The organism is Methylophaga pinxianii, assembly GCF_020447225.1.
GTDB lineage: Bacteria > Pseudomonadota > Gammaproteobacteria > Nitrosococcales > Methylophagaceae > Methylophaga > Methylophaga pinxianii.
This window is the reverse complement of record NZ_JAJAEO010000169.1, coordinates 18,276-32,158: the sequence shown is the minus strand read 5'-3', so window position 1 is coordinate 32,158 and position 13,883 is coordinate 18,276. Positions and strand designations below refer to the sequence as shown.

Annotated in this window: 13 protein-coding genes; 5 read left to right on the top strand and 8 right to left on the bottom strand. The window is 44.9% G+C overall.

Annotated features, from left to right (window positions below; genetic code table 11):
- The first annotated feature begins 1 nt into the window (after window position 1).
- The gene (gene panD, locus LGT40_RS07945) at window positions 2–382 is read left to right on the top strand and encodes an aspartate 1-decarboxylase (protein WP_226070426.1); all 381 of its coding nucleotides are present in this window, start codon (window positions 2–4) and stop codon (window positions 380–382) included.
- A 137-nt stretch (window positions 383–519) separates the two neighbouring features.
- Entirely contained in the window at window positions 520–2,253 is a 1,734-nt protein-coding gene (gene olsF, locus LGT40_RS07940; protein ID WP_226070424.1) for a bifunctional ornithine lipid synthase OlsF, read from the top strand.
- Here the strand turns inward: olsF and LGT40_RS07935 are convergent.
- Complete coding sequence (locus tag LGT40_RS07935; RefSeq protein WP_226070422.1) at window positions 2,244–2,702, bottom strand: YchJ family protein; 459 nt, start codon at window positions 2,700–2,702, stop codon at window positions 2,244–2,246. The genes olsF and LGT40_RS07935 overlap by 10 nt on opposite strands.
- Window positions 2,702–3,511 (bottom strand): NAD(P)H-binding protein, encoded by an 810-nt coding sequence (locus LGT40_RS07930; protein WP_226070420.1) that lies wholly within the window; start codon window positions 3,509–3,511, stop codon window positions 2,702–2,704. The genes LGT40_RS07935 and LGT40_RS07930 overlap by 1 nt, the downstream gene beginning before the upstream one ends.
- A 105-nt stretch (window positions 3,512–3,616) precedes the next feature.
- Here LGT40_RS07930 and LGT40_RS07925 point away from each other — a divergent pair, with 105 nt between their 5' ends.
- Both LGT40_RS07925 and LGT40_RS07920 read left to right on the top strand, forming a co-directional pair.
- Window positions 3,617–6,364, top strand: coding sequence for a cation-transporting P-type ATPase (locus LGT40_RS07925; RefSeq protein WP_226070418.1), 2,748 nt, complete (start codon window positions 3,617–3,619; stop codon window positions 6,362–6,364).
- A gap of 145 nt (window positions 6,365–6,509) precedes the next feature.
- Window positions 6,510–7,538: a CNNM domain-containing protein gene (locus LGT40_RS07920; protein ID WP_226070416.1), complete on the top strand. Its 1,029-nt coding sequence runs from the start codon at window positions 6,510–6,512 to the stop codon at window positions 7,536–7,538.
- On the opposite strand, the gene LGT40_RS07915 is transcribed toward LGT40_RS07920, so the two are convergent.
- Window positions 7,535–9,100, bottom strand: coding sequence for a hypothetical protein (locus tag LGT40_RS07915; protein ID WP_226070414.1), 1,566 nt, complete (start codon window positions 9,098–9,100; stop codon window positions 7,535–7,537). The genes LGT40_RS07920 and LGT40_RS07915 overlap by 4 nt on opposite strands.
- 12 nt (window positions 9,101–9,112) lie before the next feature.
- Window positions 9,113–9,793 carry a tellurite resistance TerB family protein gene (locus tag LGT40_RS07910; protein WP_226070412.1) on the bottom strand — a complete coding sequence of 227 codons (681 nt, stop codon included), beginning with the start codon at window positions 9,791–9,793 and terminating at the stop codon, window positions 9,113–9,115.
- Between the two features lie 106 nt (window positions 9,794–9,899).
- On the opposite strand from LGT40_RS07910, the gene LGT40_RS07905 reads away from it, so the two are divergent.
- Window positions 9,900–10,424, top strand: coding sequence for a retropepsin-like aspartic protease family protein (locus LGT40_RS07905; protein WP_226070410.1), 525 nt, complete (start codon window positions 9,900–9,902; stop codon window positions 10,422–10,424).
- Here the strand turns inward: LGT40_RS07905 and LGT40_RS07900 are convergent.
- Genes LGT40_RS07900 through LGT40_RS07885 form a run of 4 tightly spaced genes read right to left on the bottom strand, consistent with a single transcriptional unit; the run spans window position 10,410 to window position 13,882 of the window.
- Window positions 10,410–11,126: an ElyC/SanA/YdcF family protein gene (locus LGT40_RS07900; RefSeq protein ID WP_226070409.1), complete on the bottom strand. Its 717-nt coding sequence runs from the start codon at window positions 11,124–11,126 to the stop codon at window positions 10,410–10,412. The genes LGT40_RS07905 and LGT40_RS07900 overlap by 15 nt on opposite strands.
- A gap of 56 nt (window positions 11,127–11,182) precedes the next feature.
- The gene (locus LGT40_RS07895) at window positions 11,183–11,884 is read right to left on the bottom strand and encodes a lytic transglycosylase domain-containing protein (protein WP_226070407.1); all 702 of its coding nucleotides are present in this window, start codon (window positions 11,882–11,884) and stop codon (window positions 11,183–11,185) included.
- Between the two features lie 5 nt (window positions 11,885–11,889).
- Window positions 11,890–12,342 carry a CopD family protein gene (locus tag LGT40_RS07890; protein ID WP_226070405.1) on the bottom strand — a complete coding sequence of 151 codons (453 nt, stop codon included), beginning with the start codon at window positions 12,340–12,342 and terminating at the stop codon, window positions 11,890–11,892.
- Window positions 12,343–12,352: 10 nt separating this feature from the next.
- Window positions 12,353–13,882 carry a fumarate hydratase gene (locus tag LGT40_RS07885; RefSeq protein ID WP_226070403.1) on the bottom strand — a complete coding sequence of 510 codons (1,530 nt, stop codon included), beginning with the start codon at window positions 13,880–13,882 and terminating at the stop codon, window positions 12,353–12,355.
- Window position 13,883: the final 1 nt, after the last annotated feature.

Genomic DNA, 13,883 nt, shown 5'->3' with positions numbered 1-13,883 from the left:
TATGCATCTGACACTGTTAAAAGCTAAATTACATCGTGCTTGTGTAACCCATTCTGAATTGGAATATGAGGGTTCATGTGCTATTGATGGCAAACTGCTCGAAGCAGCAGGTATTCATGAATATGAACAAATTCATATTTATAACGTTGCCAATGGCGAACGGTTTGTGACGTATGCTATCCGTGCGGAAGACGGATCCAATATTATTTCCGTCAATGGTGCGGCAGCACACAAAGCCTCACCTGGTGATCGTATTATCATTTGTGCTTACTCTGCGATGGATGCTGAAGAAGTAAAAAGCTTCAAGCCTACGCTGGTATATCTTAATGAAAATAATGATATTACCCATATGCGCCACGCCATACCGGTTCAAGCGGCCTAAAGAAAGCTTCGTTTAAGTTATCTTGTTAACCGATACGCTTGCTGCGGCGGGCCTGTCATCGAAACGTCATTAAATCGTTATATTTTTGTCATCTGTTTTCTCTAGACTTCGCTCAATGAAGTCCGCTGAGAAAATGTATGCTCAATATTGAACAAGCCGTTCAACAAAAATTTCCCAATTTTCAACATCAAAAACCATGGGTCAGAATACCGACCTTAGGATTCCTTCGAAAAATTACCCACGAACAGGAAGTCAACCGCTTTTTAGAGCTTCATAAGCAGCTCGAAGGCTTTGATTTCATTGATGAAGTTTTGGATTATTTTAACTTCAGCTACAGCATTACCCATCGCCACCGTAATAATATTCCAGCCACAGGAAGAGTGGTGATCGTCGCCAATCATCCGTTGGGCGCATTGGATGGGCTATGCCTGTTAAAGCTGGTTGGTGAAGTGAGACGTGATGTAAAAATCGTCGCCAACGATATGTTGTTGAATTTTGCGGCCTTAAACTCATTATTTCTGCCGGTAGATAATTTGTCTAAATCTACACGTAAAAGCAGTATCGCTCGAATAGTCGAATGCCTGAATAATGATGAGGCTGTTATTGTATTTCCCGCTGGTGAAGTTTCACGAATTCGCCCAGGTGGAGTGAGAGATGGCAAATGGAATACCGGCTTCCTGAATTTTGCCAAAAAAACGCAATCCCCAATATTGCCAATATACGTAGAAGCCAGAAATTCTTCGCTTTTTTATAGCGCATCCATGGTTTACAAACCATTGTCAGGGATGATGCTGGCGCATGAAATGTTCAATAAAAATTCCAAAACTATCGCGATGCGGGTGGGGGAACCGATTGCGTATCAGCAACTTGAACAATTACCGTTAGTAAAGTCAGAAAAAGCCAAATTATTACGTCGTCATCTATATCGTATGGCGAAAGGTAAAAAGCCACTATTTGTCACAGAGCAGACCATTGCGCATCCCCAAGAGCGGCGGGCCATCAAAAAGGAATTGCAACAAGCTGAATTACTCGGCGAAACAGCCGATAACAAAAAGATTTATTTATTTGATTATCAGCCTAATTCTGCTGTGATGCAGGAGATTGGCAGGCTTCGTGAGATCACCTTCAGACAGGTTGGTGAAGGCACCGGTAAAAAGCGTGATTTGGATCAGTATGATCGGGATTACCGGCATTTGATTTTGTGGGATGAACAGGAGCTGGAAATCGCTGGCGCTTACCGAATTGGCGAAGTGGCACGAATTATGGGCTCTGGACATACCATTTATACGAGTGAGCTGTTTGATTTTAACCCTGCAATGCAGGGTTACTTTCCGCAGAGTATTGAATTAGGTCGCAGCTTTGTCAGCCCGAAATACTGGGGGAAACGCAGCCTTGATTATTTATGGTATGGCATAGGTGCTTACCTTAAACGTTATCCAGAGATTCGTTACCTGTTTGGTCCGGTCAGCCTGAGCAATACCTATCCGGATTTCGCCAAGGCGTTAATCGTCAGTTTTTATCAAAAGCATTTTGCTGATAGTGAGGGGCTGGCTACAGCGAGAGTGCCCACATCGTTTGATAACGACATACAGCAACGAGTTTGTAGCACTTTATTAAATCAAGATGCCGACAGTGACTTTATGGCCATGCGTGAGCAACTGGCACATATGAACGTGACGGTGCCAACGCTTTATAAACAGTATGCTGATATTTGTGAGCCGAGTGGCGTTCGGTTTATCGATTTTAATGTCGATGCTAATTTCGGCAGTTGCATTGATGGATTGGTGATGGTTGATTTGCAGCAATTAAAGCCAGCTAAGCGTAAACGTTATTTAGGTGAAAAAAACGTCCAAGCCCAGCCTCAGCCATGACAGCGCTTGAGTTTTTTGCCGCTGCCACAAATACAGCTATCATTGCGACCCAATTTTATCGGCGGCAGGAAATCACCCTCCATATAAAACCACTGACCCTGTTGGCGGCTAAACCGCGAGCGTTCGTGCAATTGTCCGATGGGATGATCACTATAAAACGCAACAAATTCGACTTCCGCCTGATCACCCTTTTCGACGTGATCTATAATGCTTAATCCCAACCACTGTGTGGTCGCCATTGTCTGCTGCAGGTTAAACGCATCATCGGGCTGTTGATGTGACGGATGTAATGTCGCCTGCAAGTAACTGATATTTTTCAACACATAGGCACTGTAACGCGAACGCATTAACTGTTCAGCACTCGTCGCAGTTTGCCCACCCTGATGTAATAAACCACAACACGCGTGATAATCAGAATGGCTTTGGCATGGACAGGGAAAATTTTTCATTAGAAAGTGAGCTTCATTAAATCAGGATGCTGAAACGTGTAGTTCAGCTTGGTTTTAACTTTTTGATTGCTGATTATTTTGTAACTGACCTCTGAATCAGTATCAAACTCAGGTGGGGGCAGCTCCATCAATTCTCTGGCATAACTGTAAAACAGATACTTGCTGGGATGAGTATCGGCACAGCCATTCAAAATCTCTCCCCAACATTCCTGTTGCAAAATGGCATCAATAATTCCAAGACAATCATCCAGATGAATCAAATTCACTGGGGCTTTAGCCTGAGGCACCCTTCGGCCATTACGAAAAAATCTGCCCGGATGGCGTCGTGCATCAATCAGCCCACTGAAACGTAACACTGTAGTTTTAAAATGTTTACTGGCTTGAAATTGCTGTTCGATTTGCCATAACACGCTGTTGTGATCTTCGGCTTGCTCGTCTTCACTTACCTGACGATTCAGATTTTGATACACAGAAGTGGAGCTGATAAATAATATTTTCTGGATTGGTGAGCTCTCTATCTGACGAATAAGATTGGTAAAACCGTGATGATTTTTAGAGGTAATATTGATGATGAGGATCTCGCTATCAAGAAATGCTTTGATGTCGGATAACTGATCAATATCAACTAAAAATGGGCTGGCGCCACAGGATTCGATTTCAGCGAATCGAACTGATTGGCGAGTAGATGCCTTTACATGGTAGCCACGCTTACAAAGTTGAGTTGCCAGAGGTAAGCCCAGCCAGCCACTGCCTAACAGACTGATAGTTTTGATGATAAGGTCCTTTAAAATGTATAAATAATAAGCCAATTGTGTCGAATGATGCAGATCAAGTTAAGTCTCATTTCATTAAGGCCTGCATGTAAAACACGTTATGCTTGATGTTGTTGATCAGATCATTGTGAGGAGCTATCGGTGAGCAACGATTTGCAGAAACAGTTAGTTCAAATACCCTGGCATCATCTCGATTCACAGGAAAGTTTAACGCGTCTAAACAGCCAAAAACAGGGGCTGAATACCGAAGATGCTGAACAACGTCTGCAGCAATTTGGTGCTAACCACTTGCCTTATGCCAAAAACCGTTCCGCTTTTGCCAGGCTCTTCGCTCAAATGCACAATCTGCTGATATACGTCTTGTTAGGTGCGGCATTACTGACCGCCTTACTAGCACACTGGATTGATTTCTGGGTGATACTTGCGGTTGTCATTTTAAATACTTTGATTGGCTTTGTTCAGGAAGGAAAAGCAGAAAAAGCCCTTGATGCTATCAAGAATATGCTGGCCCCACATGCGACAGTTATTCGTAATGGCCATCGTCTGAGGATCGAAGCAGCTGACCTGGTACCTGGAGACGTGGTGGTGCTGGAGCCCGGTGATAAGGTTCCAGCCGATTTACGTTTATTCAGTGCCAGCGTTCTGCAGATCCAGGAAGCCGTTCTGACAGGGGAATCCGTCGCAGTGGAAAAGCATAGTGAACCGGTCGCAGAAGATGCTGTGCTTGGCGACAGGTTATGTATGGCTTATTGCGGCACGTTGGTTACTTCAGGGCAAGGGCATGGCGTTGTTGTGGCGACCGGATCTCAGACAGAGATTGGACGCATCAGCAGCATGATGTCGTCTGTTGAAAACCTGACCACGCCATTGTTGCAGCAAATTTCATTTTTTTCCCGCTGGTTAACTTTGATCATCATTCTGATTGCGGGTTTGGTATTCAGTTATGGGTATTGGGTCAATCTGACGCCGGCGATTGAAATGTTCATGATCGTTGTCGGGGTCGCTGTGGCTGGTATTCCCGAAGGCTTGCCAGCTATTTTAACGATTACGTTAGCGATTGGGGTACAGAGAATGGCCAGTCGTAATGCGATTATCCGGCGTTTACCTGCTGTTGAGACACTGGGTGCAGTATCTATTATTTGCTCTGATAAAACGGGTACATTAACTCGCAATGAAATGACGGTTTCAAGTGTAATAAACTTCAAAAATCACTTTCACGTCACTGGCATTGGCTATGCGCCAGCCGGTGAGTTCAGTTTGGATGACCAACCGGTTGAATTGCGGCAATATGACACCTTAATGTTGCTACTTCGATGCGCCGCCATCTGTAATGACTCAGCCTTAAAACGTCGGGATGAAGAATGGCTGGCTGAAGGAGATCCAATGGAAGCGGCTATGCTTACAGCCGCATTAAAAGCAGATTTCACCATCGAAGAGTTGAAACACAATTTCCCGCGACGAGATGTGATTCCGTTTGATACTTCGCATAGGTTTATGGCGACATTGCATCATGATCATCAAGGACATGATTTTATTGCGGTCAAAGGGGCACCGGAAAAAATTATTGAGCTCTGTCAGTTTCACAGGATTGAGCAGGGCGATAAACCCATTGATCACGCCTATTGGCATTCACAGATAGAAATAATTGCCGCTGAAGGTCAGCGTGTCCTGGCAATAGCGACTAAAACGGTTGCTCAACATTCCGGAGAGTTGCAGTTCGAAGATTTGGATGAAGGATTGGTGTTATTGGGTTTGATTGGTTTGATTGATCCGCCTCGTGAAGAGGCGATTAAGGCTGTCAACGAATGCCATAAGGCCGGGATCCAAGTCAAAATGATTACTGGAGATCATGCGGCAACGGCTTCTGCCATCGCCTCACAACTTGGTTTGCATGATACAAAAATGGTGCTGACGGGACACGAGCTTACACAACTCTCTGATGCCGAGTTACAAGATGCTGTGAATCGAACAGATGTGTTTGCTCGAACGGCTCCTGAGCATAAATTAAGGTTGGTCAGTGCCTTGCAAGCGAATGGTCATGTGGTCGCGATGACGGGTGATGGCGTAAATGATGCTCCAGCATTAAAAAGAGCTGATGTTGGTATAGCGATGGGAAAAGGCGGGACTGAAGCCGCCAAAGAAGCCGCAGAAATGGTGCTGGTTGACGATAATTTTGCTTCTATTGTCAAGGCTGTAAGAGAAGGTCGGACGGTATACGATAATCTTAAAAAAGCCATACTGTTTTTATTACCGATCAATGGGGGCGAATCATTAAGTATTATCGTCGCTGTGATGGTTGGTATGACCTTACCCATAACACCTTTGCAGATTTTATGGATAAATATGGTCAGTTCAATAGCGTTAGCGTTATCTCTTGCCTTTGAGCCTGGTGAAGAAGACGCAATGTATCGTAAACCCAGACAACGTGATGAAAAAATGCTCTCGGGTTTTTTGCTATGGCGCATCAGCTTTGTGTCATTGTTATTTGTATTAGGAGTTTATGGTATGTTTTTGTGGAGCCAGTCACAGGGAGCCTCTATTGAACAATCACGAACTTATGCCGTGAATACACTGGTCGTCATGGAAGTTTTTTATTTGTTTAATGTGCGTTGCTTAAACAGTGCTTCCTGGTCAATCAAGAAGTGGTTTACTTCCTATGTGGTCTTTATTTCCATTGGTGCGGTGATGGGATTACAGCTGTTATTTACCTATTCCGCTTTCATGAATCGCTTATTTGAGTCAACGCCTATCGACTGGCGCCCTGGTATGGAAATCATGGCGGTGGGTGCCATCATGTATTGCATTCTTGAACTGGAAAAGTGGTTACGTCGCTTGATAGTTCAAAACCATCAGACAATAAAGAATACAAAGAGCCCTCACCTAAAATAAACCGCGCAGAGACAAGCTGGACTGATGCCCTTTGCTGCAGCCGGTGTGAAGGTTAATGCAGGTTTTTATGGAAATTCATTGGATATACAGCGAATTGCTTCGCGTGTAACATTATATTTCCTTGTAACTGGAGTTGTACCCCCTCATGACACTACTTATCGCTTTTGCGGTACTTTCAATTGTTGTTTCTTTTATATGTTCTATTCTCGAAGCGGCTTTACTCTCCGTCACACCCAGCTATATTGCTCAGCAGAAAGAACACAAACCTAAACTCTACGGCCAGCTAAATCGCCTCAAAGACAAAATCGACCAACCCCTGGCCGCCATACTGACACTTAATACTGTCGCGCATACCGTAGGTGCTTTAGGCGTGGGGGCACAAGTGACGGTCGTGTTTGGCAATGGCTATTTAGGACTAGCCTCGGTGATCATGACATTATTGATATTAATCTTGTCTGAAATCCTGCCAAAAACGATTGGTGCAAAGTACTGGCGTAGTTTAGCTCCAATGATGCCACCCATCCTGAATGGAATGATTTGGTTGTTGAAACCGTTTATCTGGGTGTCAGATCAGATGATGAAATTGCTTGGCGGTAAAGAACAACAAGGAGATATTCGTCTTGAAATCAAAGCGATGACATCATTAGGACATGAACTGGGTGAACTGGATGAAGATGAATCGAGGGTGATTTCCAATATTCTGGATTTACATGAAATCCGCACACGAGACATTATGACGCCACGAATGGTCTCGGAGTATGTGGGACCTGATGAAACCATAGCCGAATTTATTCAACGCTCACAAGAGGGACAGTTTTCACGCTATCCGGTATTGGATGCAAATGAGTCACCTTTAGGTGTAATTTTTCGTCGTGATGTCATTGGTGCCGATGAAAGTCAAAAAGTCTCAAAGGTCATGAAACCCATCGTGGTCGTCACAGATCAAAAAGATGTGGAATCCGTTATGACGTTGCTGATGAAAGAGCGGCAACATATGGCCCTTGTTTACGACGAATATGGTAGCTGGTTGGGATTAGTGACGATGGAAGATATTTTTGAAACCATCATCGGAAAGTCGATTATGGATGAAACAGATGATATTCCGAATATGCGACGTTATGCCAAAAAACTATGGGAAAAACGTCAGCGTCATACTACCAGCCAAACCAATTAGCTCATCTGTTTCCGCTTAAATAGCCAGCGTAACGTTAAAACTACAAAACTCATAAGACCAAATAAGATCAACACAACGGGCCAGGGAATCGGATAGGGGGGCGGATTCACGGGTGTTTGTTGTTTTAGTGATGGCGGGATCTCGCGATCGGATAATTCAATAGAAAGCCAGTCATCTCGATCAGCTGGAGCGGTTTCTACAAACTCATTAAAGCTATACACCGGAGCGTTACCATACACACGACTCGAGGGGATCTGTGGGATACGGACAAACCAGATGGCCTCAATACTGTCAGCCAGGGTTTGCTCAAAGGCCGAGAGCGCGCGCGGCGATTCGTTAGTGGCGAGCCGGAGCAAATCTTCGCCTATCGCATCAAAAGCTACGGCGGGGAATAAACGCGTTGTTTCAGTGGTGAGGTAATCATAAATTTGTCGTGCAGCCTCCAGATCATATTCTGTCAACGCCGTATAAAAATAGGCGCCAATAGCCAGAACATAGCCATTGATTCCCCGGGTCGGAATTTGCAAACCTAAAGCTCGTAAAGTATCAATGGAAACACCGGTACAATTTGCATCAGCATGGTTATAAATAAAATGATGCCGATAAAAATGGTTCATTACCTGATTAATGGATTGCTGAAATGCTGTTGCCGGTTGTTCATCCTTTAACGTCGCAAACAGCATATATGAAGGACGATAATAATTTTGTCCCGCGTTTAAATCTGCCAGGTAATTATCCATTGGTGTGACGGCTGCAATAATGCCTTTTTCACTTACCGTATCCAGATTATAAAAATTATTAACCAACCAGTCGTGATAACTGCCATCCGCGTTAAATTGGCCAGTGACGACAGCAAAGTGGCCTGCTAAAGCCTCGTGATCGTCACCTTGCGCACCATTAAGCATTAAGCCGATAACGGCTTGACCTGCTGAGTTTTTAGCCGCGCCTGGGGCACGTTCCCATAACAAACGGTTTAGATGTGGTTGCTGCGCACCGCCATCATCTGATTGTACCAAGGTCTGTAAACTCTCTTCCTGATTGAGTGGCATTAACTGAAAATGCGTTATGGAGAAATCTGCAGGCCAAACGGTGCGGGCAACAAACCGGTTTCCCAGCGTTTTTCCTCGAAGACGAAGCATTTTTTTATGGAAAAATTCGTTTGTGGCACTGTTCCAGTAGGATTGGTTTTGTGGAATTTTGGTCACAGTCTGAAAATCAAGTTGCTGTCCATCTGGCAGCTCAATGATTTGCTCAGAGCCATTAAACAGGGCGGAGGCGATTAGTTCAGGAGAGGCTATCCATACCGGGGTATCGTCATTAATTTCAGGTGATTTTTGCAACCAGTCAGGTAATGTTATTTCTGTCGATGCCGGTGCTGAACTGAGGGCAATGATTTCATTGTCAAAATACCATCTGGCTTGCGGGGAGAGATGACATTGCTGACAGCGTCCAGTCGTCAGCTGGGAGCCAATCGTTTGCCAGGAGGCATCTGTTAATAGGCCCACTGGCTGAGCGTAAACCACACTCAGCCAGAGAATCAGTATCTTCGGTAAAAATGACATGCGCAGAGCATATCATGCGATGGCGTTATTTTTAGCCTGGTGAATTTCGGCTTTTAATGATTCATCCAGTTTAAGCTGGCGAGCCAATTCATCAAGATAGGCTTTTTCCATAAAGCTATCTTCATCAATCATAATTAAACTGGCCAGATACATCTCAGCTGCCATTTCCTGGCTGGAGGCCAATATGGCAATTTCAACCGGATTGACCGGTGTTTTAAGCTCAGAATCTATCCATTGCTGCAGTTCTGGATCATCAGTAAATTGGGCAATTTGCTGATCAATCAGTAATCGTTCCTGATCATCAATGTGTCCATCGGCTTTGGCTGCCCCAATCATGGCTTTTAATATGGCCTGACTGTGCCGTTCTGCCTCGGGTGCTGGCAGTCTGTCCAGGGTCTGTGGGGTGGAATGAGGGGCTGATTGCTGGTTATTCTCTTGCCAACTTTGATAAGCTTTGAATGCCACCGCACCCAATGCTGCCACGCCACCATATTTGAGGACGCTGCCTCCTATTTTGCGTGCTTTCTTATTGCCTAATAATAAACCTACCGCTGTTCCGGCGAGGGCGCCGCCACCAGCGCCGCTTAAAAACTGACCAATTTTATTGTCACCGCCACTGGCTCCATTTGTCTGTTTGTCGAGAAACTGTTGTCCCGATTGTAAAAGTTTATCCATCAGACCACGTGTATTCATTTGTCTAACTCTCCCGGTTTGGATGTAATTTGAGCGGCTTGCCCGCATAATGTGATTCTGACTACAGCTATATTCAAATGGTTTTACCTTAACTGACTTATCTTAAATGAAAATGAATTCAGCAAATCAACAAGGCTCGTCCAAAGCATTCACCATAATTTTCTGGTTATTACTCATGGGCTCACTCACCTTATTCTTTAATGGTTTTATTGAGCAAAAATATAACCCCAACCGTCATCTGGTTGAGACAGAGGCTGGGCTGGGCTCAGATGTAGTTTTGTTGAGAAATCAGGCCGGGCACTATGTTGCGCCAGGATATATCAATGGTCATGAAGTGACTTTTTTACTGGATACGGGCGCAACCAATATCAGCGTACCCGCCGGAATTGCTCGTGAGGCGGGGTTGAAGCAGGGACGACAAGCTATGGTAAATACGGCGAATGGTGTGGTGCCGGTATATGCCACAGAATTAGATACCGTGCAGTTGGGTGCTATCACGCTCCAGCATATTCAAGCGCATATCAATCCGCACATGTCGGATGATATCGTCTTGCTCGGGATGAGCTTTATGAAACATCTGGAGATGGCCCAACGTGATGGTAAATTGACGCTCAGGTTACCGGAGATCTGAGGCTGGCGTGCTTTTTTCAATGGCCCACTTTTCATAATGCGAGCCCGGCTCTCCAGGGTAAAAACAACAGGCAACCCACACATTGCCAATCAGCTCGGTTATTACCGTTTTTGCACCATCACTGGTCTTCCACCATTTATCAAGTTGAAAACGATGTGGAGCTGCAGCATAAATTCCTATCCTGACATCAGGAAAAGCTGCCTGGTATAAGCTACGGGTTCGTCTGGCATGTACATCGCTGGTGTGCACATTCAGTTCCGATAATCCAGCACCTTTCAGCTCAAGCCAATCCCTGACCATAACCGCACTGAGATAAGTCCGTTCCTGTGCTGACTCAGGTGTAGGAATCATAATCAGCTTTTCAGGGTCTAGCCCCTGTTGCAGCATAAATGCACCAGCCTGCTCTGCATACGAAGCGTGTACAGGGTTTAAAAAACGAGTATTAGGTCCACCCGTGGTTATCATATAGCGATAATTTTCGGCATTAAAAAGTGCTAGTGCGGCCAATAAACTGTCTTCATCCTGCCAGCCTTCTACGACCAGATAGGTTCGATCTGAGACCGGTTCGGTAGGGGCCAGAATAGTCGCCAGTTGTCTGATTAAAAACACACTGCTGGCAGTTAACACCATTATAATCAACAGCCCACCCCAAAGTGTGGGGAAGCAGACAAGGCGTTTTCGGAATAAGGCAAATTTAGACAAACAGTCAATCCCTGATAAGAGTAATCATAACGGAAGGGCTAGAGTGAGTTGGTCGATTAACTTTCCTGTCCATAACGCTGGTGCAATATACCAACCCGTTCTACATAGACTTCAGTCTCTGCATAAGGCGGAATGCCTTTATAGCGTTGGACCGCCCCGGGTCCAGCATTATAGGCAGCCGTCGCCAGTTTGATATCGCCATTAAATGTATCAAGCAGGCCGGCCAGATATTTCACGCCACCCTCGATATTTTGCTGAATATCAAATGCGTTGGTGACGCCCAAATCTTTTGCTGTACCGGGCATGAGTTGCATGAGACCCTGAGCACCTTTTTTGGATAAGGCTTTGGCATTAAATGCGGATTCTGCATGTATGACGGCGCGAACCAAAGCCGCGTCCACTTTGTATTTACGTGCCATGGTTTTTACCGTATCCGCATAATCTGCAGTATTCAGGCTAATGGTGTGCCAATTGATGTTTGATGTCGGATTACAGGCATAGCAATCATAAGCCAATACTTCAAAGTTGCCATTAAGCGGTTTTTGATCGGAAAAACTAAAACTCTCCCCATCATTGGAGAGTGATTTATAAATGATGGTTTTATTGCGATTGATTGACGTTGGCTTACGTACATCCACATCAGCATTGGTAAATTCCACCACACCATCGCTATTACGCACCTGTTTAACATCACCCGCCAACAGGTCATTGGTCAACAGCAATACAAATAGTGATAAGTAAATAGGCTTAATCATCATAGTGATTAAAAATAGCGGCCAGCTGAACCAATGACAATCACAATTAAACCAAGAATGAGATTTGCTCGAATAAATTTACGAATTTTGTCCAGTTCATTGGCTGAAGCAATCCAGTCATTTTCTTTCACTGCCCACTTGAGCTTTCGATAGGGGTTAAAAAAGACATGCATAAACAATAACATCATGAAAAGTCCCAATAGCAGCATGATATGAACATGAATCCCTACTGCGCCCATACCTCCCAACATAAATAGCATGCCGATGCCAGTGACTAAAATAGTGATCACCGATGCCCAAACCCACGGAAAGAAACGTTTGAAAACATTTTCCCAAAGTGGAAAGCGTTGTTGTGGTTCAAGTAATGACCCAGCAGCAGGACGTAAAAACATAAAGGCAAAGAACATTCCCCCCACCCAAATGACTGAAGCAAGTAAATGCAAACTTATCGTTATACCCATAATAATCTCTCTAATTGGTTATCGTTTTAATAGGAATACCAGCAATTTTTTGCTGCCAGTTTTGAGGACCTGTTTGATGCACCGATTGGCCTTGGCTATCTACCGCAACGGTGACGGGCATATTTTCAACGTAGAATTCTCGAACCGCTTCCATACCTAATTCTTCAAAAGCCACCAATCGCGAGGATTTAATCGCTTTGGAGACCAGATAGGCCGCGCCACCTACGGCAATAAGATAGGTCGATTGATATTGTTTAATTAAATCGACGGTTTGTTCACCGCGTTCAGCCTTACCTATCATGCCTAACAAACCGGTTTTGGCCAGCATGGTTTCGGTGAATTTATCCATCCGGGTTGCAGTGGTAGGACCGGCAGGACCTACAATTTCATTTTTAACCGGATCAACCGGGCCAACGTAATAGATAAACCGGTTATGGAAATCCAGTCCATCCGGTAAAGGTTCGCCACGCTCTAAAAGATCAGCAATTTTTTTATGCGCGGCATCTCGACCTGTTAAGAAATGGCCCGTCAGTAATAATGTATCGCCCGGTCGCCATTGTTTAATATCGTCATGCGTAATGGTATCGAGATTGATATGGCGGGTATTTTCTGCCGCCTGCCAGGTAATTTCCGGCCAATCAGTTAAAGATGGGGGAGTAAAAGTTGCCGGACCCGATCCATCCAGTGTGAAATGTACGTGTCGGGTGGCCGCACAGTTGGGAATCATTGCCACCGGTAATGAAGCGGCATGCGTGGGGTAATCCCTGATCTTGATATCTAATACAGTGGTTAAACCGCCTAAACCTTGTGCCCCGATTCCCAATTGATTCACTTTTTCATACAGCTCAACCCGCAACTTCTCAGTAGCAGTTTGTGGTCCACGTTCCAGCAAATCCTGAATATCGATATCTTCCATCAAACTCTGTTTGGCCATCAGCATGGCTTTTTCAGCCGTGCCGCCAATACCAATACCCAGCATACCGGGCGGACACCAACCTGCACCCATTTTAGGAACGGTTTCCAGTACCCAATCCACTAGACTGTCACTGGGATTCAAAATAGTGAATTTGGCTTTATTTTCACTGCCCCCCCCCTTGGCGGCAATATCAATTTCAATTTTATCGCCCGGTACCAGTTCGGTATAAATCACTGCTGGTGTGTTATCACCGGTATTTTTACGACTACCAATCGGATCAGCGACGATAGAAGCACGTAAGACGTTATCGGGATGTTGATAAGCCTTGCGCACGCCTTCGTTGACCATATCTTCAAGACTTAGCTCAGTTTGCCACTGCACTTGCATACCGACTTTGAGAAAGATATTAACGATGCCGGTATCCTGACAAATTGGCCGATTATTTTCGGCACACATCCGGGAGTTCACCAGAATCTGGGCGATGGCGTCTTTTGCGGCAGGGGATTGCTCGCGCTCATAGGCTTTTTTCATTGCCTGAATAAAATCCCTGGGATGATAATTGGCAATAAACTGCAACGCATCGGTGATGCTTTGTACAAAGTCCTGTTGACGAATCAGGGTCATA